Consider the following 26559-nt stretch of genomic DNA (forward strand, 5'->3'; position numbering starts at 1 on the left):
GGCGCGGCGCGCCGCGGGTCAGCCGGTCGCCCGAGCGGCGCCCGGCTTCGGGGTGCTGCCGTGCCGCGCGGTAACCGCAGTGAGGCCCACCGGGACCGGGCGGTTGAGGTAGGGCGTGTCGGTGATCAGGGCCAGGGACGCTGCGTAGGCGCCCGGTGCGGGGAGGGCGCCGGTGTCGGCGGTGACCCGCACCCGGACCGACTGGCCGGGCGCCAGCGTCACCGTCGTCCTGTTCTCCGACAGCCAGCTCACATCGTCCCCGCCGCACTGGTCGAAGCCGGTCAGGGTTGTGAAGCCGGTGGTGCCGGACGCGGGGAAGCCGTACACCGAACCGCCCACCAGGGACAGCCCGCAGCCGGTGCCGCGACCGGCGCCGTAGGCGGCCAGGGGAGCGTCGGGCAGGGGGGTCCAGACGTCGGCCACCGGGTCGTATTGCACGGTGCGACCGGTCTGGCCGCCCACGCCGCCGGCCACCTGCAGCTCGCCGTTGGCGGAGCTGTACGAACCCAGGTAGCTCGTGGACGGCATGTCGGCGGCTCGCGTCCAGGCGTTGGCGTCCGGGCGGTACAGGTAGGTGTCGGCCAACGTGTCGAACGCGAAGCCGTGCGACGTCTCACCGCCGGCGCACACGATGCCGTCGACGCCGCCGCCGCAGCCGCCCGAGTCCACCGGGACCGGGTAGTCGGCGACCCGGGTCCAGGCGTTGGCGGCCGGGTCGTACCGGTAGGCCGCCGCCGAGTCCCCGGAGGCGGTCTGGCCGCCGATGACGTACAACTGGCCGCCGAACACGGCCGCGTCGGCGAAGGACACGGCCTTCGGCAGGTCCGCGGCCCGCGTCCAGGTGTCGCTGTCCGGGTGGTACGCGTAGGTGGTCGCTTCGAACGCGCCGATCCGGCCGCCCGGGTAGTCCATGCCCCCCACGACGTACAGCGTGCCGTTCACGAACGCGCCGGTGGCGCCCGTCCGCAGCTGCGGAAGGTCGGCGAACTGCTGCCAGGAGCCGACCGAAGGGTCGTAGACGTAGTTGTGCTTGACGAGCCCCGCCTGTCCGAGCATGCCGACGAACAAGGTCGACGCGCCACCGACCGAGTACGTCCTGCCCTCGTACGAGCCCACGACGCTGTTGACGACCGGTTCGGGATAGGCGGGCAGGCTCTGCCAGGAACTGGCGCCGGCCGCCGTGCCCGTGGCCGGCGTGGTGGTCGCGCGAGCGGCGACCTTCTGCTCGCCGACGGTCACCTTGAGGGGCGCGGTCCCGGTGTTGGTGAGGGCGACGTCCTGGCTCGCCCTGCCGCCGAGCGCGCTCTTCAGCGTCACCTCGGCGGGCGTGACCGTCAGCCGTCCCGCGCGCAGGACGGGGCTGTAGGTGTGCACCGCGGCGGAGGCGGTGACGGCCGTTCGCACGGTCGCGTACCGCGGCGCCGCAGTGGTGAGGGAGTTCGGCCCGGGCTTCGGGGAGTACAGCCAGTAGAAGCCGCCCGGCAGGTGCGCGTCGTCGGCGTCGGTCACGCTGACCGTGGTGGCGTAGACGTCCGTGACGGGAGCGGAGGTGTCCGTGACGGTGGCGCCGTCGAGCGGCCGGTGGGTGTTGGCGTCGCCGACCGCGCCCATGACCAGGCCGCCGCCGAGAGCCTGGCACTGGCCCACGGACACGTTCGACAGCTGGACGTACGTGTCGCCCTGGCCCGCGACGTGGAAGCGGACCTGGACGGCGCGGTGGCCGAGGGCCTGCGTGAGCGGCACGTCGACGGGGCCGGCCACGGCGGTCGCCGCGTCAGCCCGGTACACCTGCTGCCACGTCCGGCCGCCGTCGGTGGTGACGGAGGCGTCGGCCTCGGAGCCGGCGGCGAGCACGGCCGCGGCGTCGAACCTCAGATCGGCGCTGCGGTGGCCGGTCAGGTCGAACACCGGCGAGGTGAGGCTGGTGTCCGCGGCCTGGCCGACGCTCTGCGGGTCGACGGCCGCGAAGCCGCCCGTCGCGCCGGTGAGGTTCCCGCGGCCCGCCGGGTCGTCGAACCGCCAGCCCGTGTCCGGTGTGCCCGCGGTAGTGACGGTCCAGCCGTACTTCGGCGCGGTGGTCCAGCCGGTGAAGTCGGCCTGCGCGGAGTAACCGTACCCGGGCGCGGTGCACAGGGCCGTGTCCGGCGCGACGGAGACGTCGCGATGGAGGTCGTGCGTTCCGAGCGTGAACGTCGTGGCGTGCGGAGCGTACCCGGGGTAGAGAGGTGTGACGTCCATGGTGTACTCGGCGCGCTCGGGGAGCGGCAGTGTGTAGGCGCCGGTCCTGGGGTCGGTGTAGACCGGCCTGTGCGGGTCGCCGGGGACGGTGATCTTGGCGTAGAGCGGCCACCTGTGGCCGGAGTCGGTGACCTTGCCCGAGACCGTGTGCTCGGGTGTCTTCGTGAGCGCCACGTCGGTGGTGGTGTTCCGGCCGGCGGTCACCATGAGACCGTCAGCGTCGCCCTTTCCATAGCCGAACACCGAGACCGACAGGTCGTATGTGCCGGCGGACACACTGGCCTGGTACCTGCCCGCGCTGTCCGTGACCGCGCGGAACGTGAGGTCGCCGGTGGCGTCCGCGAGGACCACGGGGGCGCCTGCCATCGGTGCGCCACTGGTCCGGTCGGTGACCTTGCCGCTGACGGTTCCCTGCGCGCCGACGGCCAGTGCGGTGACACCGTTCGGCGTGCCGAGGCCGGTGGGTCCGTCCCAGCCGGGTCCGGCGGTGCACAGCACGTCTCCGCAGGCGCCGTTGGAGCCCGCGGTGACGTCGAACAGGTCGCCGGCGGCGTGGATGTAGGGGTAGGTCGCCGGGTAGGTGCCCGCGGCGGGTGTGCCGGCCAGCGCGTACATCGCCGCGATCAGCGGCGAGGCCAGGCTGGTGCCGCCGGCCTGGACCCAGCCGCCGTTGAGGGAGTTGTACACGGCCAGCCCGGTGTGCGGGTCGGCGTCCGCGGAGATGTCGGCCGTCGCCTTGTTCGCGCAGTGGGTCGCCAGGACGCTCTGGTAGACGGACGGGGGTTCGAAGGAGGAGCAGCCGCTGCCGGCGTCGGACCAGGCGCTCTCGGTCCAGCCGCGCGAGGTGCCGGGGGCGGCGGTCAGCGTCGTGCCGCCGACCGCGGTGACGTGGGGGTTGGAGGACGGCCACTCGATCGCGTTGCCGACGTCGCCGGTCGAAGCGGTGATCACCACGCCCGGGTGGTCGTAGTCGGCGTCGTTCACCTTCCCGGCCGCGCGCGCGTCCACTGCGCCGTACGAGTTGGACACGAACGTCGCGCCGAGTTCCACCGCGGTGTCCACGGCGGCGCCCAGGTCGCGCGTGGAGTCGGAGTCCGCCTCGACGAGCAGGATGTGGCACGCGGGGCAGGCAGACGAGACCGCGTCCACGTCGAGCGCGGTCTCCAGGGCCCAGCCGGCGTCGTCCGCGGGGTAGCCGTCGCCGCCGCGCTGGTCCACCTTGCGGAAGCAGCCGTTCTCGGTGGTGCAGGGGCCGAGCCCGTACTGGTTGCGGAACGTGCCGAGGTCGTCCTCGGCGGCGGCGTACCCGAAGGCGTCCACGACAGCGACGGTCTGCCCCTGGCCGGTGGCCGGCAGACGGTAGGCCGACCGGATGTCGGCGGGAGTCAGCGCGGCGCTCGGCGGGCCGTCCTGCCCGGACATCCGGCGGTCGTCGGAGGTCCGCACCCAGGCGAAGCAGCTCGCTCTGCCCTGCTTCGGGGTCGCCGTGAAGCAGCCGGCGGGCTTGTCGTCGCCGTCGCGCGGCGCGGGCTTAGCCGGTGCGGCGGCCGGGTGAATCTGCGGGGCGGGCGTCGCCGCGGGCTGGTGAGCGACGGTCTGCGGGGTCCGCGCCGCCGCGGCGGCCGCGGGGGTCTGGGCGGCGGCGAAGGCGGCCAGACAGGCGGATATGAGCATGGTCAGGAGGGCGCGCAGGCGCCCGTGTCTCATCATGAACTGGCCAATCCTCGGGTCGGGACGGGGCAAGGGAGCCTGTGTCGGATGAGTATGGACGGGTGAACGAGCCCCGACGATTGGGCAACTGACCTAATAAATCGAGCTACGCGGCTCCGGAGGCGTCGTTGGCACACCGGAATCCGAGGTAACCGATGGGAGTCTCCAGCCGGCCAGGCCGCCGAGAACCCGGCGTGGACAACGGCGCGGGAGGCACCCCAACAGCGCCCGAGGATCTCCGCTCCTAGCCCCACCGCCCGGTGTGCCGGCGCCTCCGCCTGGACAGTGGTCGTAGCCGGCCCGGCTCCCGCCTCGGATACCGTGTTCCTCTACGGGGTGCCATGACGGATGTGACGCCCCCCACCGGAGGTAGTCAGCGTATGAGTTCAAAGCGAAGCAAGAATCCAGCCCTGCCTGTACTCGACGACGCATTCCGACTCGCGTCGGTCAAGGACGCCGAAGAGTCCACCCGTGACTTGGCCGCGCGGCTGGCCACCGCCGAACTGCGCCGCGTTTCCCACCCGGGCCGGGTCACCTGGGAGCCCACCGATCAGGCCGAGCCCGTACCGGTCCCGCCGACTGTGGTCGACGGTGACGGGGACCTATGGCTGCGGGACCGGGGCACTGGCACCTGGACCATGCCCGAGTTCAACCCGAAGGAGTTCCCGGCCCGCTGTGGCGAGGTTCTGACGTGGAACGAGCTCGCCGGCGAGTTCGGCCCGCTCACCGCACTGGCCGACGACCGCCGCATCGGCGGCGGCCGGCGCTGACCGCGCAGCCTTCTGGGATGACCGCGCCCCTGAAGCGCCCGTCACGGGTAGCTGGGAGCTCCAGCTTGCCGCCGAGCTCGACGACGGCGGCGAGCAGGTGAGCGTAGGGGTCGGTGCCGCGGCCCTGCTGGAGGACTCCTGCCGCCGCACCCTGCGTGAGCCGCTGGTTCACGCCGGCCGCGAACCGAGCCAGCCGCGTTCCGCCGCGAGGAGCGCCATCTGGAAGCGCGTTCTCACCCCGAGAGTGCTGCCCGCTTCGCTGATGTGCTTCTGCACGGTACGGCGGCTGACATTGAGCACTCGGGCGATGGAGTCGTCCTTCATCCCGGTCGCCATGAGGCGGAGGATCTCCCGGGTCCGTTCGTCGATCTGCTCGACCTCGTACGGTGGGTGGGGGAACGGCCAGTCTCCGCGGCTCTCCAGCGAGGCCGGCGCCGCGCGTTCCCAGATGTTCTCGAACAGAGCGGCGACCGCGTCGATGAGAGCGGGGGAGTGGACCAGCAGCGATCCGGCCGACGGCCGGTCACCGTGCAGGGGCAGCAGGGCCGCGGTCCGGTCGAAGACGACCAGCTTGAGGGGAAGCGGTGTGCTCAGCCGGAATTCACCGCCGATGGCGGTGCCTCGCAGTGCCGTCTCCAGCGACACGGCGTCGGTGAAGCCGTCGGTGTCGTAGACCGACCTCAGCCGCACCCCCGGCTGGACGGCGGGCTGTGCGGAGCCGGTGTCGCCCGAGGCCCGTGCGGTCCCGGACCCCGACACGTAGGGCGGCTTGGACAGGTGGAGCACTTCGCGGGTGCTGCCCTTGAGGAGGTAGGCGTAGCGCGCGGAGACCTCTTCCTGGTGTTCCATGACCTCGATCAGCTGGGCGGACCGGCGCAGGGACACGGACTGGTAGATCTCGTTCAGCTGCTCCATGTACAGCTCGGCCTGGGCCAGCTCGCGGCGCTTGCGGGCCAGCAGCTGGCCCAGGGACGAGCGTGGCGGACCGGCCGTCCACCGGGGCGGCCGGTCGTCCGTCCGGACGGCGAGCAGCGCGTCCTCCAGGCTGCGCAGGGCCCGCTGGGTCGCTTCTGACGACGCGCCGACCGCTGTGGACACGGTGCGGGAATCGGCGGAGGGGTGACTGAGCAGGTATTCGAGGACCTGGCTGCTGCAGGCGTCCAGGCCGGTGCCCGCCCACGGTCCGTCCGACGTGCCGTCCATCCAGCCTGACGCTCCTGCCCTCGCGGCCGCATCGGCCTTGATCGTACGTCTGCGCTGTCAGTCGCGGGCGGCAGCGGATGTGCGGACCTGCGCGACTCCGTGACCTCCGGATCTTTGCGGAGCGCGGCCTGGCCCGTCAAGGTCGGCCGGGCCGTGCCGCCGGTCCCGCGGACGCGGCGGGACGGCAAGGCCGAACTGCGGCGATCCCTTCAGCGGATCGTCGGTCCTCCCTTGGAGCGCGGCCGTGAGGAATTCCCGCCCAGTCCTCACCGCCCTGACAGGGGACTCACATCTTGGAATAGATCACCAAGGCGGTCGGCCCCCCTCGCGCAGGCGCGAAGGGGGCCGACCGTGGGTGCGGAGCGCTCAGACGCAGGTGCCCGCCGGCCCGTTCTTGACCACCAGGTCGGTGTCCGTGGTGCTGGTGTCCATCCACAGGACCCGGCTGCCGGTGTCGGCTGCGGCGTTGCTCTGCTGGCCGACGCTGCAGGAGACCCGGCCCAGCGGTGCCCCCTGGGGCGTGAACTGGTACAGCTTGGCCAGGTAGTCGTTGTAGTTGTCGAAGACCTGGGTGTAGGACGGGTACACGGTCAGTGTGATCGCGCTGTCGGTGGCGGCGAGACCCCAGGCGCGGACGGGGTTCTCGCCGTCCTCCGCGATGACGTCGGTGACGTGGGATCCGTCGGGGTCCGCCCGGCGCAGGGTGGTGAAGTCGTCGTCGGCGTAGTTCGTGTCGATGAGCCAGTACACCGAGGACGCGGTCATCACCGGCGGGCTGATCCACTCCGGCTCGGACGGCGCGCCCAGGTCCTTGGTCGTTCCCGCCGCGAGGTCGTAGACCTCGACGACGGAGCCGTACTGACCGTCGAAGAGGCCTTCGTGGACGTAGGCGATGCGCCCGTTCTTCACGGACGGCATGACCGCCTCGTTGTAGTCGCGGCCGAGCGGGACGGTCTGCGGGGTGGTGCCGCCGCCCTTCAGGTAGAGGACGTGCTGGAGCCCGGTCTGCTCGTCCTGCTGGGACCACGCGACCGTGTCACCGTCGACGCTCAGCCCGCTGATCGAGCGGCCGGTGCTGTAGAGCGTCGTCGGCGCCCCACCGGCGACCGGTGCGGAGAGGATGTCGTAGGTGTGCGTGTACGGGTCGTCCGGCGACGGGGTGCCGACGGCCACCCACACCACGCGCTTGCCGTCGGTGACCGAACTGAGGTGCGTCCTGTCGTCGTTCGGGGAGACCTGCCGGGGCTTGCCCTTGCCGTCGACGCGGCCGACCCACACGGAGTACGGGGCGGTGCTGTCGGGGCTGGACTTGGGAACAGCCCACCAACCGCCGCCGACGCTGGGGGCGTTGCTCGTCCCGACGTACTGCGGGAGGGTGCCCAGCCGGCCGAGGAGCACCTTGCTGTCAAGGCCGAGGCTCTTCTCCCAGCCCGGGACGATGCCGTGGGCCGCGAAGGCGTCCTTCACCGTGGTCATCTGCCGGCCGTGCACGCCGAGCGACTTCGCCGCCGCGATGACCGCGTCCCGGCCGTCCTCGAAGCCGTCCAGGGGGGTCAGGTAGGAGGTCAGCGCACGGTAGACGATCCGGTCGGACAGCGTGCCGCCGAGGCTCTCACGGATGTCCCACAACGCCCCGCTGAAGATGGTGGAGTTGAGGTGCACGCCGCCGTTGTCGTACGACGACCCGAGCGGCATGCCCGCGAAACTCTTCGTCGTGGCACCGTCGTTCAGGTCCCGGAAGGCGCAGTCCTCGGGTGCCAGGGTGCGGCACAGGTCGCCGCCGATGAGGCCGGCGTCCGGATCGCTCATCGGGGTGTGGTTGGCGGTGATGTCGATGACATTGCCGAAGTAGTCGGCCAGGGCCTCGTTCATGGCGCCCGACTGGCCCGAGTAGACGAGGTTCGCGGTGTGCTCGACCACGCCGTGGGTCATCTCGTGGCCCACCACGTCGAGGTCGGAGGCCAGCGAGCGGTACTCGGCGTCGCCGGTGCCGTACACCATCTTGGTATGGTCCCAGAAGGCGTTGACGAAGGGGTTGCCGTAGTCGGTCACGCCCACCAGGGAGTTGATCGCCATGCCCTGGCCGTCGAGGCTGTTGCGGTGGAAGGTGTCACGGTAGAAGTCGTAGACCTTCCCGGCCGCCCAGTGTGCGTCGACCGCGCCGACCTCGGTCAGCTCCGGGTCGATCTGGGGGGTGGGCGAGGTGAACGGCACCACGCCGTCCGGCCAGACGCCCGAGACATCCTGATACCACAGGCTGGAGGCGTCCCAGGTCTGGATGACGTTGTGCTGCTCGGTGTCGGCCATGTGCGCGGTGTCGCGCAGCAGGTAGGCGCCGGTGGCGGCGTCCTTGGTCAGGTACAGCGGCACGGTGGAGCCGTTGAGCAGGGTGCCGCTCCCGGTGACGCTCGCCGATCCGGAGGCCGGCGCAGAGGCGGTCAGGGCGCCGGCCCGGGAGATCGCGTTGGACGTGGACCGGCCGGCCTGGCCGGGCTTCGCCGCCGTGCCGCGCGGGCGGGCGGCGGCACCCGGGGCCTGGCCCGGCGCGGCGAAAGTGGCCAGCCCGCCCGATTCGAACAGCGCAAGGCCGGTGGCGGCGTCGACGTACACCTCCTGCACCACCGGCGTGCCGGTGACGGGGTCGGAGCCGCTCACGGTGACATGGCGGGCCAGGACGCCCTTGCCCGCGGGCAGGACGGCCAGCCCGTGGTCGACGCCGGAGAAGGCGCCGGCGCTCTTCGCGTGGCTGGGGACGTAGCCGCCCCTGGCGAGCCCGTTCCGCACGTACTGCACCGCGCTGTCGACGGCGGTCGCGGCGGGGAGGGTCGCCTTGCCGGTGTCGACGTCGAGGTCGGTGAAGTAGGCGCCGGACGTGCCGGTGACGGTGCGCCTGCCGTCCTTGTGGCTCATGCGCACCACGTACTGCCCGCCCAGGACCGGCAGCCCGTGGTACTTCTGGTCGAGCCGCACCGTCTCGGTGCCGTCGGGGTCCGCGGTCACGGTGTCCGTGGCCAGGTCCCGGTCGGGGTGGGCGATGTGGTAGCGGTCCTGGTGGTCCGCCAGGTGGGTGCGGGCCGCGGTCGCGGCCGGCACGGAGGCGGCCACTGCGTCGGACAGCCCGTCCACCAGGGTGGGAGCCTCGGTCGCGGGTTTCGCGGCGCCACTTCCCGGCGCGTTCGCCGACCCGGCCGCCAGCGCGGGAGTGGCCACGCCGAGGGCCAGGGCGGCCGTGACGGCGAGCAGGGCAACGGGTCCTGCGTGGCCGGGTCCACGAACTGGTCGATGACGTATGGGTGATGACATGGGCAAGTGCCTCCGACGGCCCTGCGCAGCGCGGGGCCCGGTAGTGGGACATCAACTCTGCGGCGCACCAGCGCGCCCGCGGCTCGCCTCGACCTTCGCCGTCGCGCCCCCGCTCCACAAGGAGAAGTCCGGGGGGAGTACGCGAAGTTGCGCAAGTGCGAACCTCAACCGCCTGACGGCGGTTGACGGGGCATTCACCTGACTGCAATTCAGAAGAACCGGGACCAGCCCCCTGAGCCGCCTCTTCCAGGCCACCCACGAGCGGCACCGACGGCACCGGGCGGTTCCACCTGGCCCGGTACCGGGCTGCCGCCGACCAGATCACCACCGGGTCCGGTGCGGAGCGCGGCAACGTGACGATTCGTGGTCAGACCCACCCGCGGCGTACGACCTCCATCCCGGCCTGGAAACGGGTCTCGGCCCCCGTCTCCGCCATCATCTTGTGGATGTGGCGGTGGACCGTCCGCACACTCCAGCCGAGCGTGCGGGCGATCGTCTCGTCGGTGGCCCCGGTCGCGAGCAGGCCCAGGAGCTCCCCGGCGACGGCGGGTTGATCGGCCTGCATGCCGGCCCGCTTGATCCGGTTGAAGGAGACAGCCCGATCCCAGATCGCCTCGAAGAGCTCGCTGAAGGCGTCGAGCATGGACGACGGCCGCACGAGGTAGGCCGCATCGGCCACCGCTCGCCGTGAGATCGGGATCAACGCGAGCTGGTCGTCGCAGAGCACCATCTTCATCGGCACATGCCCGGAGACCCGCGCGCGCTCGCCGTGCTGGATGCGCCGCCAGACGTCGTCCAGGCGACCCGGAATCTCGAGGGCCGACGGATGGTAGACGACGCGGTACACCAGGCCGCGTTGCTCGGCCTGGCTGAACTGCTCGGGATTGCCGGCCACCGGGTGGTCGAGATAGGGCGGCATGTCGAGCGCCCGGATCTGGCGTTGCGCGGTGCGCTGGAGCCGGATGACGGCGTTCTGCACGTTGACCGCACCGTCGACGATCTCGATCAGTGAGGCAGGATCGGGCGTGTCCCGGTCGAGCGCCGCCTGCTCGGTGGCGAGTTGCTGCGCGTGTGCCCGCAACTGCATCAGTTCCCGCTGCCGTTCCGCGATCAGCGAGCTCGCCGCGGCATCCGGAGGCACGGCGACGTACTGGACAGGGCTGACGGGCAACCTGGTGGCCAGCCCGCGCTCGACCAGCCGCCCCAGAATCCGGCTCGTCTGGCCCCGCGACAAGGCGATGTCGGCCGCGAGGGTCTCGGCCTCGCTCCGGCCTCGCCGCACCAGGGCCTCGTACGCGAGTGCGTCGACGCCGGAGATGCCGACCGCTTCCCACATGGTCACCCCTCGTCAGTGCACGTCAGAACTCTGACAGGTGACAGGAATCCGCACCCGGAAATGATTGTGGGCCGAGTTTACCGTCTGACAGGATCCCGACAACTCCCTTGATGTGACAGGTAGCTGACACGCAGTGGGATGCGAGCACGCAGTGGGATGCGAGATGGGAGCCCGTGCACATGCGTTCACCGACTCGACGACGCAGGCGGGCGGCACACCTGTCGCTCCGCTCGTCGACCGCGGCTCTGGTGATGGTCATCACAGCCGCGGCCGCGGTGGTCCTGCCGACCACCGCCCAGGCGGCCGACGGCAACGAGGCCGGAACGGCCACACCCGCAGCCGCGACGGCACCACCGCCGCCCACCCGTGCGGCGGCGCGGCCCACGCCTGACAAGTTCGCCGTGCCGGCAGGGTGCAACATCGGCCATGACACCGCGCGGGGTAACGACGGCAACGACACCCCCTACGCACGCTGCTTCGCCAACGGTCTGGCCGACGCGCAGGGCCGGCTCGTGCAGCAGGACGACGAGCCGCTGCCGACCTCGCTCGGGCCCACCGACATACAGCAGGCGTACAACCTGCCGTCGGGCGGCGGCGGCCGCACGGTCGCCATCGTCGACGCGTTCGGCTACGACAGCGCGGAGTCCGATCTGGCCGTATTCCGCGCTCACTACGGGCTTTCCCCCTGTACGACGGAGAACGGCTGCTTCACCAAGGTCGACCAGCGCGGCGGCACGGACTACCCGGCCGAGAACCCCGACTGGTCGATCGAGACGGCGCTCGACGTCGATGCCGTCTCCTCGGCCTGCCCCGACTGCCACATCCTGCTGGTGCAGGCGGACAACAACGGCTCGCCGAACCTCGGGCAGGCGGTCGACACCGCAGCCCGCCTGGGCGCCGTGGCCATCTCGAACTCGTACGGCGTGGACGGCGAGTTCCCGTACGAGTCGTCCTACGACCACTACTACGACCACCCGGGCATCGCCGTGACGGTCTCGAGCGGCGACTCCGGCCATGTGCAGAGCTATCCCGCGACCGACCCCGACGTCATAGCCGTCGGCGGCACGACGCTGAACAAGGATTCGTCCTCGTCACGCGGGTGGACCGAGACCGCCTGGTGGAGCGGGGGCAGCGGCTGCTCGTTGTACGAGTCCGCGCCCGGCTTCCAGCAGGACAGTGCGACCGGGTGCGCCGGAAAGCGGGCGACCGCCGACGTCGCCGCCGACGCCGACTCGGAAAGCGGCCTCGCCGTCTACAACACGCTCGGCCAGGACGGCTGGGCACAGTGGGGCGGGACCTCCCTGGCCTCACCGCTGGTCTCCGCGATGTACGCACTCGCCGGCCCGGCGGTGCCCGGCACCTACCCGGCGAGCTACGTCTACCGCAAGCACGCGTCGCTCAATGACGTGACCGACGGCACCAACGACTCCTGCGGCGACATCTCGTGCACCGCCGGTCCCGGCTGGGACGGGCCGACCGGCGTCGGGACGCCGAACGGCGTCTCCGCGCTCACGCTCGGCCCGTCCGCCGACGTCACGGGCAAGGTCACCGCGGACCACAAGGCGCTCCCCGGCGCCTCGGTCACCCTCACGGGCCCCGACGGCTACGCCTTCCACGGCGTCACCGACGCGCACGGCCGCTACGACGTCGCAGTCGCGGCGGGCACCTACCGGATGGCGGTATCCGACTTCGGGTACGACGGCGGCACCCTCGACGGGGTGACCGTCACGGCGGGCCACAGCGTCAGCCGCTCCGTCGATCTCAGGAAGCTGCGGACCCGCACCGTGAGCGGCACAGTCCACGACGCCTCGGGGCAGGGCTGGCCGATCTACGCCAGGATCACCGTCAAGGGCGATCCGAACGGCGCCGTCTTCACCGACCCGGTCACCGGGCGGTACAGCGTGCACCTGCCGGTGGGAACGTCATACACACTGAGCGCGACGCCTGTCGACATGCCCGGCTACCGCACGGCGACGGGCACGGTCGACCTCGGCGCCGGATCCGGCACGGTCACCCACGACATCGGGCTCGACGTCGACGCGACGACCTGCACCGCCGCCGGCTACGGCTACACCTACGACGGCGCCGGTGCCGACTTCACGGGCTGGTCGGCCGCGCAGGACGGCTGGTCGGTCACCGACGACGCCGGGCAGGGCAAGACGTGGGTCTTCGACGACCCCGGTCAGAAGGGCAACCTGACGGGCGGGAGCGGCCAGTTCGCGATCCTCGACGACTGGTACCACGGCGCCACCCACGACAGCAGCCTGGTGACACCCACGCTCGACCTCACCCGTCAGACGGCCCCGCAGATCGGCTTCGACACCTATTTCTACTACCCCGGGTTCGGCGAGCAGACCGGCTACGTCGATCTCAGCCTCGACGGCGGCGCCACCTGGCAGACGGTCTGGACGACACCGCACCTGATGATCCAGGGCCAGATCACGCTGCCCCTGCCGCAGGCCGCCGGGGCCTCCGACGTCAAGGTCCGCTTCCGGTTCCCCGGGGACTACGACAACTTCTGGGAGCTCGACAACGTCTTCGTGGGCTCGCGCTCGTGCACTGCCCAGGCAGGCGGACTCGTCGCCGGCCAGGTCACGGACGCGAACACCGGTGCCCCGCTGACGGGCGCCGAGGTCTCGATGCCCGGCGGCACTCCCGGCGTCACCGGGACCACGAACGACGACCCGGCACTCGGCGACGGCTTCTACTGGCTCTTCGCTCCCGGCACTGCCGGCCGGTCGACGACCGCGGCCGGTCGCCACTACACCACGGCAACGGCCACGGTCACCCCGCGAGCGCACGCGGTCGTCGACAAGGACTGGGCGCTGCAGGCCGGACAGGTGACGGCCGGACCGGCATCGATCTCGGTGCGCTCCGGCAAGGGCTCCTCGACGACGTCGCAGAGGAGCACCCTGACGCTGACCAACACCGGCACACAGCCGGCGACGGTGAGCATCGTCGAGCAGGACGGCGGCTTCACCCCTCAGGGTGGGAAGCACCAGGACACCTCGCCCGGAGCGCCGCTGAAGCGGACGAAGGTTGCGACGTCGCCGCGTCCCTTCGGCCCCCGACACGCGGCCGGAGCAGGGACGCCACCACCGAAGGAGGCCGAGGTCAACCCGGCCTGGTCGGACCTGCCGGACTACCCCACGCCGATCATGGACAACGTCGTGGCGGAGCACGGCGGGACCGTCTACTCGGTAAGCGGCTACAACGACTCGGGAGTCACGGCCGACGGAGCCGCGTACGACCCGTCCGCCGGGACGTGGCGAGCGATCGCCCCCATGCCGCAGGCGCGCGAGAACGCCATGGGCGGGTTCGTCAACGGGAAGCTGTACGTCACCGGCGGCTGGGACCCGCAGGGCGACCCGACGTCGACGACGTACGTCTACGACCCGGCCAAGGACTCCTGGTCGCGGGCGGCGGACATGCCGGCAGCGGCAACGGACGCGGCCGCGGCCGTCGTGGGCGGGCACCTGTACGTCGTCGCGGGCTGCTCCACCTCCCTCTGCGACACCGCGTCGTCCGTCTACCGGTACGACCCGCACACGGACGTCTGGACGCGGCTGGCCGACTACCCGCAGGACGAGGTACTGCTCGGCTGCGCGGCATCGGGCGACGGCCTGGTCTGCGCCGGCGGCATCGGGCCGGTGACGGACGACCCGACCGGCGCGGCGTACCAGTACAGCGCCGGGTCCGACACCTGGAAGCGCGTGACCGACATGCCGAATCCCACCTGGGGAATGGGCTACACAGGCGCCGGAGGAAAACTGCAGATCGTCGGCGGCATCGTCACCTACGACGCCACCAACCAGGCGGAGGAGTACGACCCCACCACGGGTGTGTGGTCGGCACTGCCCAATGCGACCTACGCGCTCTTCCGCGGCGGCGCGGCCTGCGGTCTGACACGCGTCGGCGGCGGGCTCTCCTCCTCCATGCCGGCGCCGTACGCCGAGGTGCTGCCGGGACAGGACGCCTGCGTCACCGGCTCGGACGTCGGATGGCTCTCGACGTCCCGGGCCCAGGTCACCGTCCCGGCGGGCAAGACCGTGACCGTCCAGGTGCGCACGGACGCCTCCGCGGTGTCCACTCCGGGCACGTACCAGGCCCAGTTGGCCTTCGTCACCGACACGCCCTACGTCATCCCGCCGGTGAACGTGGCACTCACGACCCGGTGAGGTGAGCCCGGCGGTGCCGGGTCGGCCTGGGGCTACCCACCGACCCGGCACCGCTGCTTCACATCTGCGTGCCACACCTCCGCCACCTCCGCTCCCGGACGTTCACCGCCCACCCGGCAACAGCGCCGCTACCGGGGCCTGCGCACGGAGAACCCGCTGCCGTCAGGGTCGAACGTCGGTCGTCAGGATCGACGACCTGGTCCCCCTCGGGACGCAGTCCGGGGCCGGAGTCCAGGCGACGCAGGTCGACGACAGCGTCCCGCAATCAGGGAACGAGGTGGCCCGCCGCGCGGAACAGCTCGTACCACTCGGCCCGGGTCAGCGGCAGGTCCGAGCCCTGGGCCGCGCCCGCGACGCGCTCGGGGCTGGTGGTGCCGAGCACGACCTGCATCTGAGCGGGGTGGCGGGTGATCCAGGCGGTCGCGATCGCGATGGCGGGGACGTCGTAGCGGGCGGCGAGGCGGTCGATGACGGCGTTGAGCTCGGGGTAGTCCGGCGAGCCGAGGAAGACGCCCGTGAAGAAACCGGCCTGGAAGGGCGACCAGGCCTGGACGGTGATGTCGTTCAGGCGGCAGTAGTCGACGATCCCGCCGCCGTCGAGGGTGACGGACTGCTGCTCCGCGAGCATGTTCGCGGCGACCCCTTGCGTGACGATCGGCGCGTGCGTGATCGAGAGCTGAAGCTGGTTGGCCACGATGGGCTGGCGCACGTACCTGCGCAGCAGGTCGATCTGACGTGGCGTGTGGTTCGAGACGCCGAAGGCCCGGACCTTACCCGAGGACGCGAGCTCGTCGAAGGCACGAGCCACCTCTTCCGGCTCGACCAGAGCGTCGGGGCGGTGGAGCAGCAGGATGTCGATGCGGTCGGTCCCCAGGGCTGCGAGTGAACCTTCGACCGACTTCACGATGTGCTCGTAGGAGAAGTCGAAGTACGGCCCCTCTGTGACGATTCCCGCCTTGGTCTGGATCGTGATCTCGTCGCGCTGCGACGGGGTCAGCGCCATCGCCTCGGCGAAGCGGCGCTCACAGGCGTGCAGTTCGCCGCCGTAGATGTCGGCGTGGTCGACGAAGTCGATACCCGCGTCACGCGCGGTGCGCACGAGTTCCCGGACCTCCTCGTCGGTCTTGTCGGCGATACGCATCAGGCCGAGGACGACGTTCGGCGCGAGGATGTCGGTGCCGGGCAAGGTGAAGGTCTTCACGACGGCGTTCCTTTCAGAAGTTCAGATCGGCGCACAACGAGCGAGGCCGCCGGCTCCGCCAGGTCTCATCAAACCCTTTACGGTTCGCCGGGTAGAGAGCGGGGGTGTTGCTGGACGTATTCCTGGACGGCCTGCGCTGCGTGCACTGAGCCGGGTGCGCCGGGAACGTACGTCAGGCCCCTGCCTTCGGTCGACGAGCGACTGGGTCCCTATGACGGCGAGCAGTTCGAGGCGTTCGGCGTCCTCGGTGCCGGGTTCGGCGGTGCAGACCGTGATGTTGTGCGGCCCGAACGTGGGACGCACGGCGCAGCGGGATGGGATGCCGCCGTCCCGGCAGGTCAGGGGACGGGCGCCGGGGCCGCACAGGATTCGTCGGGCGACATTCGCGGACCGGAACGCTGCGTGTACCAGGCAGTTGCAACGGCCATGGTCACCGCCTTGGGCACGGCCTTGAGCCCGACCGCGCGGGCGGCGGAGTGCCCACGTTTGGGACCGTGGGGCCGGGCCACGTGCGGGTGCAGCTTCTTCCCGAGTCGTGACGGGCGCACCTCTTGAGTGCGGACCGCGGAATGTGGGCGAGGAACGTTCTGCGACGGCGCCTCGGGCGGCTGTGCGTGATTGGTTTCCCACGTATGAGGGCCATGGGCCGAAGTCGGCATGCCGGTAGGGAGAGGGGAGGGGGTGCCTGAGGGGGCGTGTGCAGGCGTGGCGTGGCTGAAGGGGAGAGGCATCCCCGTGCGATCGGCGGCGAAGGCTGCGCCGGCCAGGGTGAGTGCCGCGGCGGCCGCGATCCCGAACGATTTCAGGAGACGGCGACCCGTGGACTTGACGGGCGCGGCGAACCGGGCCTCGGATCGTCCCGCGGCGCGGAAGGCCGCGACCGCGGCTTCCTCGCCCCTGCCTACCCGTGCCACGTCGGGAAACGTCGTGGCGGAGAGCAGGGCGGCGACAGGGTCGTCGGCCGGTGGCCGGCGATGGCGGGCAGTCTCGAGGAGGTCCTCCGCCTCGTGGGCGTCCAGTTCTTCGTCCGGGCTGCCGTTGCTCATTGCGCCCCCTCTCGCTGATCGCGAGTCGATGGTGTCACACCGTGTTCCCCGAGGGCACCGGCTCACGGAGCCTGCCGGCCAGACTGCGCAGGCCACGGTGGGCCGCGGTGCGGATGGCCCCCGGTTTCTTGTCGAGGATGCGGCCGGCCGAGGCGGCATCGAGGCCTATGACGACGCGTAACAGGATGGCTTGGGCCTGTTCGTGGGGGAGTTGGGCGATGAGTGCGAGGGCGGCGGTGGTGGAGAGGGAATCCGTGGCGGCCTGTTCGGTGTCGTCGGCCGCGGGGCGCTGGCCGATCTCTTCCAGCGGCAGTGTAGGGCGCCGTCGGCGGAGTTGGTCGATGGCGCGGTGGCGGGCGATCGTTGTGGTCCAGCCGCGGAAGCCGTCCGCGTCCCCGGTGAAGGACCGAATGTCGCGTGCGACGCGGGCCCAGGTCTCCGAGGCGATGTCCTCGGCGTCGGTCTCGCCGACCATGGCGCGCAGGTAGTTCAGCAGGCGCGGCTGCACAGCCCGGTAGACGAGGCGAAAGGCGTCCTCGTCGCCGGTGCGGGCGCGCTCGATGGCGACCGTGAGCAGCACGTCTGATGCGCGGTTGGAGGAGACACCGGTTGGCGGGAAGTGCGGGTCAGGCATCGGATGCGGCGTTGCCACGTGCCGTCGCCGTGGCCTGGGTCGTGCATGCGGCGCGGCCGTAGGAACCCTGGGCGAGGGAAGTGCCGACACGTCGCCCGTCGACCGTGAGGGAGCAGGTGGCCTTCCCGCCGGTCCGTCCGAGTACCACGGTGAGCGTCACACCGCGCGTGCCGTCGCTTCGCTGGCCCGTCCTGTGCCAGGGCAAGGTGACCCCCGTGGCGGTGCCGCCGGACGTACCGGACCAGGTGATGTCGGCGGTGCCGTGGCCGTCGACCTGGTAGCTGACGATGTGTCTGGTCGGCCGGGGGGAGTCTTGTGCCGGATGGCCGGCGGCTGAGGACGTGCCGCTGCAGGCGGCGGCGAGCAGGCAGGTTCCGGCTGCGGAGACGGTGGTGATCCGGGAGAGCAGTGTGCGGGCCGATGCGGACATGTGCGGTCCCCCTCCTCTGGTACAGCGGTTGGCCGAGGTGGCAACGCCCTTGGCGGCGCGGCTGTCTCAGCGAGCGCAGACGTTACAGCGGCTGTTCGTCGTATCTGTAGACCCTGTGAGCACCTCTCCTCACGGGTGGCGGGGGCAAAGCGGGGCAACGATGGTCACCTCACATGAGTCGTGTGACGTGAGTCACTCTTCGCGTCCCGTGGTGACGTTCCCGGGCCCTGTTGCGGTGTGCGGGTGGACGGTCTTCGGGCCGTGCGCGCCCATACGGGTTCGGATGAGGGGACGTGAGAATGGCACGGCTCAGACGGTTGGTTGTGGTTTCCGCGGTGGCGGCGATGTTCGCGACCGCGCTGCCGCAGGTCGCCTACGCGACCACGCACACCAAGGGATCCAGCGTGATCCCACGCGACAAGAACGGCGATGTCACCGGCATCAAGCCGTCCCATCCCAAGTCTTCGACGTTCGACTGGACAGCGCCCAGGGGGCGAACCGCGCCGCGCGTGAAGGCGGACCCGAAGGCCCACGTCGTCGCCGAGCTGAAACAGCGCCGCACGGCCAACGCGTCGTTCTTCCGGCTGTCGGACGGCCGGGTGCGCGAGGTGCTCTCGGCGGTGCCCGTCCACTACCGGGACGGAAACGGCGCATGGCAGACGATCTCCACGAAGGTCGTCCCGCTCTCCCACCGCGGATTCTCTCTCGCCGCGGCCTCCAACTCGCTGCGCAGCTACTTCTCAGCGCACGCGAACTCGCTGGTCCGGGTGGAACAGGGCACCGGATACGTGCAGATGGGCGCCGACAAGGCCCGTACCGGAGTGCCGAAGGTGTCCGGCGACACCGTCACCTATCCGGGTGCGCTGGCCGGCGGTGCGGATCTGGCGTACCAGGTCGGTGAGGGCGGCCTGAAGGAGCGCATCGTCCTCAACAAGGCGCCCTCACCCGGAGTTTCGTACTCCTTCACGCTGAAACTCGGCGGGTTCACCCCCCGCCGGCGCCGGGACGGGTCGATCGCCTTCTACGGCACGGAGGCCGTGAGCCCGGCGTTCGTCATCCCGGCACCGTACATGTCCGACGCGCGCGCGGATGCCTCCTCACCGTACGGGAACGTGTACTCGACGAAGATCTCGCAGTCGATGGACTGGAACGCCACGACGAGCACGCTGCGGCTGACGCTGCGCCCCGACGCGTCCTGGCTCGCCGCCTCCGGGCGCCGCTATCCGGTGACGATCGATCCGACGATCCTGGTCGCTCCGACTCCGTCGCAGGCCGCGAACGTGATGATCTCCTCGGACGGGCCGTCGTCGAACTACGACACCAGCTGGCGGCTGTCGGTCGGCACCACGAGTACCGGGGCGTCGCGGGCGCTGATCAAGTTCCCGCTGCCCACGGTCCCGGCGAACACGACGATCTCCTCCGCGTCGCTGAACCTGTACTACGACCAGACGCACACCACCGCGGCGAACAACGTTCCCCTGGAGGCCCACGCGGCCGGCGCGGCCTGGGACCCGACGACCGCGACGTGGAACAGCGCGAACGCGATCACCGGCGCCCTGTCGGGGACCGCGACCAAGGCAGCGAACACGCAGGACGTGTGGAACTCCTTCCCGGTGACGTCCACGGTGCAGGGGTGGCTCAACGGCACGTCGCCGAATTACGGGTTCGTGGTGAAGGCGGCGAACGAGTCGACGCTCAACCAGGGCGGTCCGCGGTACGAGGGAAGTCTCTACGCCTACGGCGGGGAGACGGCCAACTACCCGCAGCTGGTGCTCACGTACGGGGTGCCGGGCGTGACGTTGGACCCGCCGTCGGTGATCCACTCCACCGGTGCGGAGCTGTCCTGGTCCGGCTACACCAATGGAACGGGCAACTCGGCGAACGACCTCGTCGAGTACCAGGTGCACCGCAGCGTGTACCAGACCTTCACTCCGTCGTCCTCCACCGAGGTGGCTCCGGTCGCGGCCGGCACCACGAGCTTCACGGACACCACGGCACAGCCGACGCCGACCAGCAGCACCGACCCGTACGGCAACGCTTACTACTACATGGTGGTGGTCAAGACCGCCTCGGGGGCGCTGATTCCGGCGCCGACCCAGCTGGTCAGGCTGCCGAAGGCTGGTCTGACGACCGTGATCCTGCGTGGCGGTTCGGCGACCACGCTGTCGTCGGCTAAGCCGACCACGGTGCTGAACACCCTGTCCGACGGCTCCTCCTCGGTGCCGCAGCAGTGGCTGGAGGTCGGTGACAACTCCGCCACCTACGGGAACGCCCGCGCGGTGTTCGGCTTCGGGACGCTGCCGTCCTCGATCCCCTCCACCGCGACCGTCATGGAGGCTCACCTCAAGGTCTGGCAGGAGCAGACCACCACCGGAACCGCAGGGGCCGTCTACGAGTTGCACGCCCTCAACCGGAGCTTCACCGGTTCGCAGGCCACCTGGAACAACGCCGCCACCGGCACGGCCTGGACCACCCCGGGCGGCGACTACGCGCCCACCGCCAACGGTACGATCTCCGCTCTGACGGACGACCCCAACCGCCAGAACTTCGATGCCACCGGGATCGTGCAGGGCTGGGTGAACACGCCCAGCTCGAACCACGGTCTGGAGATCAAGCTGTCCAGTGAGGCGTCGGGCGCGCCGCAGGAGCGGACCCTGTTCGCGGGCCCGAACACCGCCGAGCCGCTGCTGGCCCCGGCACTGGTGGTCACCTACCTCGACCCGACCCCGGGCGACACGTACTACGCGCCGACCACCCCGACGAAGATGGCACCGGGCACCACCTACACGGTGCCGGTGACCGTGAACAACACGACGAACTCCACCTGGGCCGCCTCGACCGAGCAGCTGACGTACCACTGGACCCTGCCCGACGGCACCGACGTCACCGGCTCGGGGAACCAGTTGACCACCAAACTGCCGGCCGACATGGCTCCCGGCTCGCAGCAGACCATCAACGCACAGGTCACCCCGCCCACCCCGAGCGACACCAACACCCGCGGGCAGTACGCACTCGCGTGGGACCTGAAGAACACCTCCACCGGGGCCTACCTGTCCACTTCCAGCGGTGGCATCGGATCGCTGGCCCAGGCCACAGGCGTGGAGGAGCCCGGCTCCAACCAGCTCGGGCTGGAGAAGTTCTACCAATACACCACCCGGGCCACCGGCGCGGGCGCGGCGCTGTACAGCAACGCCTCCTCAGGTAACACGGTGTGGAACTACAACGCCTTCTCGAACCCGTCGCGTGGCTTTGCCACCTTCGTCCGGGTCTCGTACAACTCGCTGGACACCACCGACGCGGCGATGGGTTACGGGTGGTCCCTGCAGGCCTCCACGCCGACCCGGCTCGGCAGTCCCCTGGACTTCCACCCCAACCCGAACCCCACCGAGGTCACCATGACCGACGGTGACGGCACCAGCCACGTATGGACCTGGAACTCCACCACCAGCACCTGGACATCCCCCGCCGGCGTGCACCTGTTCCTGCAGCAACTGGCGTCCTGCGGACCGCAGGTCACCAACTCGCGCGCCTGGCTGATGACGCGCCCGGACCGTACCGCGTTCTACTACGACTGCAACGGTTTCCCGACCGCGGTGGTGGACAAGAACGGCAACGAGGCCGACTTCACCTACACCTCCCGGCAGTCGCAGAACGCGCCGCGGGAGTTCCTGGCGTACATCACCGACCCGACGGGCCGTAAAACCCTGACGGTCAGTTACTACGCCAAGGGCGACACCTACAGCTACGTCGACTCCACCGGCGCCCTGGTATCCGGTACGAACCTGACGGACCCGCAGATCATCGACCAGGTCAAGTCGATCAGCGACGTATCCGGCCGGACGATCGCCTTCTACTACACCACCAACGGCCTGATGGCGCGCATGGTCGACGGGTCCGGCAGCAGCGCCGCCAAGACCTTCGGCTTCACCTATGACGCCACGCAGGGCAACAAGAACGTCAAGCTCACGCAGGTCACCGACCCGCGGGGGAACAGCACGAAGATCGCCTACTACGACCCGGCCACGGATCCGAAGGTCCACTGGTGGACCCAGAACATCACCGACCGCCTCGGTCACACCACGGGCATCGGTTACACCGAGCCGGGCTCGGTCGCCAACTCGGTGATCACGACCACCGTGACCGATCCCAACGGTCATGCCGCGTCGTACGAGTCCGACTCCAACGGGCGGCTGCTGCAGTCAACCGATCCGCTGAACCGCACCACCAACCTGGCCTGGGACGCCGACAACAACGTCAGATCGCTGACCGAGGCCAACGGTGCCGTCAGCACCTGGACCTACGACCCGAACACCGGCGTCCCGCTCAGCCACACGGACGCGGTCGCCAACGCGGGCGGCACGGCCGCCATCACCTACACGTACCAGACCGCGCTGTCCGGCCACATCGCCGACATCACCGACAAGGTCAGCCCGGCCGGCCGCCACTGGCACTACGGCTACGACACGCACGGCAACCTGACCAGCGTGCAGAGCCCCGCCGGCACTGCAGCGGGCTCGGGGTACACCACCAGCTACACCTACGACAGCCTGGGTGAGCTGCTGACGGTCAAGGACCCGGGCAACAACACCACCACCTACTCCGCCTACGACCCGTCGGGCTACCCGAAGAGTGCCACCGACCCGCTCGGCAACACGGGGAGCACGGTCTACGGCTCGCGTGGCGAGATCACGTCGGCCACCGACGCACTGGGCCACACCACTACGCGCACCTATGACGTCTTCGGCCGCCCGCTGGAGGTCACGGAGCCCAAGGACCAGGCCAACGGGCTCTTCATCACCACCCCCGCCCCGCTCTACGACGCCAACGACAACGTCACCCAGAAGACCGCGGCCAACAGCGCCGTGACGAGCATGGCGTACGACGGCAACGACGAGGTGACGTCGGCCACCGCCCCGCAGGACAGCACCGGCTCGCCGGCCCGCATCACCACGTACACCTACGACGCGGTGGGCAACCGGCTGACCACGACCACTCCGGACGGCAACGTCCAGGGCGCCGCCGCCGGTTCGTACACCACCACGACCGCGTACGACGCTGCCAACCAGGCCACCTCGGTCACCGACGCCGAGGGGCACAAGACCACCACCGCCTACGACACCGTCGGCAACAAGACACAGGTGACCGACCCGTTGGGCCACGTCGCCAAGACGGACTACGACCTGGACCATCGCGCCACCACGGTGACCGACCCGGCAGGCGACACCACCTCGACCGCGTACGGCATCGACGGTCTGAAGTCGTCCACCACGGACCAGAACGGCAACACCACGCTGCTCAGCTATGACCAGAACGGCGACCTGATCCAGCAGCAGGTACCGCACACCAGCTCCGGTGGCACCATCAGCTACGACACCACGCAGTACCAGTACGATCAGGCCGGCAACCGGACCGCCGTCGTCTCACCTCGCGGAGTGGCCTCCGGCATCGCCAACGCCTTCACCACGAAGACCAGCTATGACGCGGACAACCGCAAGAGCGCAGAGTTCGGGGCCTACAACCCGAACGACGCGAACTACAACACCGCGCCGGAGACCGACTACACCTACGACGCCGACGGCCGTGTCATCAAGGTGACGGCCCCCGCCTCGGGCAACAGCACGGCAAAGGCCGTGACCACCACCGGCTACTGGGACAACGGCTGGACCAAGTCGTCCACCGACCCCTGGGGCATCACCACTGCCTACGACTACAACGCGATCGGCAAGCAGACCGCTCGCAGCATCACCAGCGCGGGCGGCTCCTCCTCCCGCACCCAGGCCTGGACATACTTCCCGGACGGCAAGCTGGCGACGCACAGCGACAACGGCGTCCCGGTCGGCCTGAACGTCGAGATGGTCGACAACTCCGACACCCAGAACGTGGCAGCGACCGGCACATGGAGCACCTCCAGCACCGGCACCGGCTACGACGGCTCCAACTACCAGAGTCACGCGTCCGGGTCGGGTACCGACGCCTTCACCTGGAACCTCAACATCCCCCAGGACGGCAACTACACCGTCTACGCCCAGTACCCGAGTGTGGCGGGGGCGGCGACCGCTGCCGGATACACCGTCAAGTACAACGGCGGTACCAGCACGGCCACCGCGACTGTCGACCAGAGCAAGAACGCCGGAACGTGGGTTTCCCTGGGCAAGTTCGCCTTCACCCAGGCGGGCAGCGGCCAGCAGGTCTCGCTGGCGCAGAGCTCCGGCGGGACGGTGACCGCGGACGCGATCAAGGTGGTCCGCGACAACTCCGGCGACACCCAGCCGCAGCCGCTCTCCTTCACCTACGCCTATGACCCGAACGGCAGTCTCAGCGACCTGGCCGACACGTCGCCGAACGCCCAGTACGACGACTACGCCTACTCCTACGACGGACTGGGGCGCCTGACGCAGCTGCAGGAGAAGCTGAGCGGCACCGTCAAACACACCACCGGATTCGGCTACGACTCCGTCGGCAAACTGGTCAGCCAGACACACGACAGCGGCACCGCCACGTTCGGCTACGACGTGCGCAGCCTGGTGACGCAGGTGGTCAACAAGGAGAACTCCGGCGACAGCGGGAAGACCACCGGTTACACCTACACCGCCACCGGCAGGATATCCACCGAGACCAAGGCCAACGGCAATGTCGTGACCTCCACCTACAATCTGGACGATTCGCTGGCGGGCGCGGTCGAGAAGACCTCCGGCGGCACGGTGGTGGCCCAGCACAGCTACACCTACGACCCCAACGGCAACCAGACGCAGGACGCCTCGACCACCCAGAGCGCGGACAACAGCGCCTCGGACCTGAACCGCACGGCAACCGACACATACACACCGCGGGACCAGATCGCCTCCGTCACCAACTCCGACGGCAACGACAACCAGACCTACAGCTACGACCTGGCGGGCAACATCACCAGCCAGACCGTCGGCGCGACCACCACGAACAACACCTACGATCGGAACCGCCTGCTGGCGGCGACGATCAACGGGAACACGCTCGACTACAACTACGACCCCTTCGGCCGCACCGACACGGTGACAGCCTCCGGCACCGTGGTGAACCGGTACACCTACGACGGTTTTGACCACATCGCGTCCGAGTCCAAGAACACCGGATCGAGCACGGTCACCACGGACTACACCTACGACCCGTACGACCGCACCGTCACACAGGTCGAGAACGCCGGCACTGGCAGCGCGAAGACGACGGCCTTCGACTATCTCGCCACGTCCAAGGCCATCGTGGACGAGACGGTCAACGGCACGGTCACCAAGACCTACCAGTACGCCCCCGACGGTGAACGGCTCGACCAGATCGCGCACGCCACCGACGGGACCGAGACCGCGAGCTACTACAGCTACAACGCCCACACCGACGTGCAGGCCATCACCGACGCCAGCGGCAACACGAAGTCGACCTACGGCTACACCGCCTACGGAAAGGACGACACCAGCCAGGACACCGGCGTCGACAAGGGAACCGGCGACGGCGCCTCCGGCACCTCCGCGGCCAGCCCGTACAACGTCTACCGGTTCAACGCGGACCGGATCGACAGTGACACCGGCAACTACAACATGGGGTTCCGCACCTACGACCCGTCCGACAACCGGTTCCTGACCAGGGACATGTACGAGAGCTCCCTGGCCGACAGCGGCATGACGACGGACCCCTACACCGGAAACCGCTACGCGTTCGGCGGCGGCAACCCGTTGTCCAACGTCGAGCTCGACGGGCACCGGCTGATCGCGGACGACGGCAGCGGCTGCGAGGGTAACGTCGCGGGCATCGAGGCCTGTGAGAACCGCTACGCGGCCCAGCAGGCCGAGGCCGCCAAGTCGGCGCGCTACACGGCACTGCGGGACTTCATCTACACGTCCATCTTCAACATGCTCGGCAGCCGGCAGTTCGGCGACATCAAGGACGAACTCAAGATGGGCACCAACCCGCCGTGGTGGAGCGGTCTCACCGGTGCCGACCCCGGCAGCTACATCACGTCGGCGTTCGCAGAATGGGCGACCATGGTCGCTCCCGGCCAGCCGTGGGACTTCAAGGGCCCCGTGGTCAAGATCCTGCAGGGTATGCCGAGCAAGCAGGGCGAGATCCCCGGCTACACGCGGTTCAACGAGAACCCGAACGTCCAGCTCTACTACAACATCTGGGCGAACATCTCGTACGGCTACGTCGGGCGGGCGGCCGGATTCAGTGCGGGCGACCTCCAGCACGGCGCCGAACTCAACGCCTGGGCCGCGCAGACGAACACCCAGGGGAACTGGGTCGGCCGGCAGATCGGCATCGATCTGTACGCGCATTACAAGCCGGACCAGCTGACTCCTCAGGCGATCGACGACGAGATCAACGCGCACCTTTCGCAGTTGGCTCCGTACTCCGAGTACCAGTCCTACCCGTCGAGCCTGACGGCGCCTCCGTCCGGGTCGGACTGGCAGGGAGGTGACCTGCCCAACAGCCCGATCGGCCTGTCCAAGGGCTGATCCGGGGCTGACCGCCGGGGGCGGCCC

At 70.0% G+C, this 26559-nt stretch carries 11 protein-coding genes and 1 pseudogene; 3 read left to right on the forward strand and 9 right to left on the reverse strand.

Annotated elements, in window-relative coordinates; all coding sequences use genetic code 11:
• Positions 1 to 18: 18 nt before the first annotated feature.
• Positions 19 to 3948, reverse strand: coding sequence for a carboxypeptidase regulatory-like domain-containing protein (locus BMW99_RS32030; RefSeq protein ID WP_069462547.1), 3930 nt, complete (start codon positions 3946 to 3948; stop codon positions 19 to 21).
• 380 nt (positions 3949 to 4328) lie between these two features.
• Here BMW99_RS32030 and BMW99_RS32035 point away from each other — a divergent pair, with 380 nt between their 5' ends.
• Positions 4329 to 4718 carry a hypothetical protein gene (locus BMW99_RS32035; RefSeq protein WP_069462548.1) on the forward strand — a complete coding sequence of 130 codons (390 nt, stop codon included), beginning with the start codon at positions 4329 to 4331 and terminating at the stop codon, positions 4716 to 4718.
• 168 nt (positions 4719 to 4886) lie between these two features.
• Here BMW99_RS32035 and BMW99_RS32040 read toward each other — a convergent pair whose 3' ends face one another.
• The 3 genes from BMW99_RS32040 to BMW99_RS32050 form a co-directional block, all read right to left on the reverse strand.
• Positions 4887 to 5921: a helix-turn-helix transcriptional regulator gene (locus tag BMW99_RS32040; protein WP_069462549.1), complete on the reverse strand. Its 1035-nt coding sequence runs from the start codon at positions 5919 to 5921 to the stop codon at positions 4887 to 4889.
• Between the two features lie 366 nt (positions 5922 to 6287).
• On the reverse strand, positions 6288 to 9224 hold the full coding sequence (locus tag BMW99_RS32045; protein ID WP_069462550.1) for a M4 family metallopeptidase: 2937 nt from the start codon (positions 9222 to 9224) through the stop codon (positions 6288 to 6290).
• A 367-nt stretch (positions 9225 to 9591) separates the two neighbouring features.
• Positions 9592 to 10560 (reverse strand): helix-turn-helix domain-containing protein, encoded by a 969-nt coding sequence (locus tag BMW99_RS32050; RefSeq protein ID WP_069462551.1) that lies wholly within the window; start codon positions 10558 to 10560, stop codon positions 9592 to 9594.
• A gap of 179 nt (positions 10561 to 10739) precedes the next feature.
• Here BMW99_RS32050 and BMW99_RS32055 point away from each other — a divergent pair, with 179 nt between their 5' ends.
• The gene (locus tag BMW99_RS32055) at positions 10740 to 14738 is read left to right on the forward strand and encodes a kelch repeat-containing protein (RefSeq protein ID WP_141726036.1); all 3999 of its coding nucleotides are present in this window, start codon (positions 10740 to 10742) and stop codon (positions 14736 to 14738) included.
• Between the two features lie 157 nt (positions 14739 to 14895).
• Here BMW99_RS32055 and BMW99_RS43205 read toward each other — a convergent pair.
• The 5 genes and pseudogenes from BMW99_RS43205 to BMW99_RS32070 form a co-directional block, all read right to left on the reverse strand.
• Positions 14896 to 14991 (reverse strand): annotated as a pseudogene (locus BMW99_RS43205) (aldo/keto reductase); the annotation flags it as partial.
• Between the two features lie 12 nt (positions 14992 to 15003).
• Positions 15004 to 15939 (reverse strand): aldo/keto reductase, encoded by a 936-nt coding sequence (locus BMW99_RS32060; RefSeq protein ID WP_069462553.1) that lies wholly within the window; start codon positions 15937 to 15939, stop codon positions 15004 to 15006.
• A gap of 338 nt (positions 15940 to 16277) precedes the next feature.
• Positions 16278 to 16985: a hypothetical protein gene (locus BMW99_RS40920; RefSeq protein ID WP_141726037.1), complete on the reverse strand. Its 708-nt coding sequence runs from the start codon at positions 16983 to 16985 to the stop codon at positions 16278 to 16280.
• A 34-nt stretch (positions 16986 to 17019) separates the two neighbouring features.
• On the reverse strand, positions 17020 to 17619 hold the full coding sequence (locus tag BMW99_RS32065; RefSeq protein ID WP_069462554.1) for an RNA polymerase sigma factor: 600 nt from the start codon (positions 17617 to 17619) through the stop codon (positions 17020 to 17022).
• Positions 17612 to 18049 carry a hypothetical protein gene (locus tag BMW99_RS32070; protein ID WP_069462555.1) on the reverse strand — a complete coding sequence of 146 codons (438 nt, stop codon included), beginning with the start codon at positions 18047 to 18049 and terminating at the stop codon, positions 17612 to 17614. The genes BMW99_RS32065 and BMW99_RS32070 overlap by 8 nt, the downstream gene beginning before the upstream one ends.
• A gap of 344 nt (positions 18050 to 18393) precedes the next feature.
• Between BMW99_RS32070 and BMW99_RS32075 the strand changes: the two genes are divergently transcribed.
• A complete protein-coding gene (locus BMW99_RS32075) occupies positions 18394 to 26532 on the forward strand; it encodes a DNRLRE domain-containing protein (RefSeq protein ID WP_075018058.1) in 8139 nt (2712 codons plus the stop codon).
• The last annotated feature ends 27 nt before the right edge of the window (positions 26533 to 26559 follow it).

Origin of the sequence: Actinacidiphila rubida (assembly GCF_900110255.1) — a bacterium.
Classification (GTDB): Bacteria; Actinomycetota; Actinomycetes; order Streptomycetales; family Streptomycetaceae; genus Actinacidiphila; species Actinacidiphila rubida.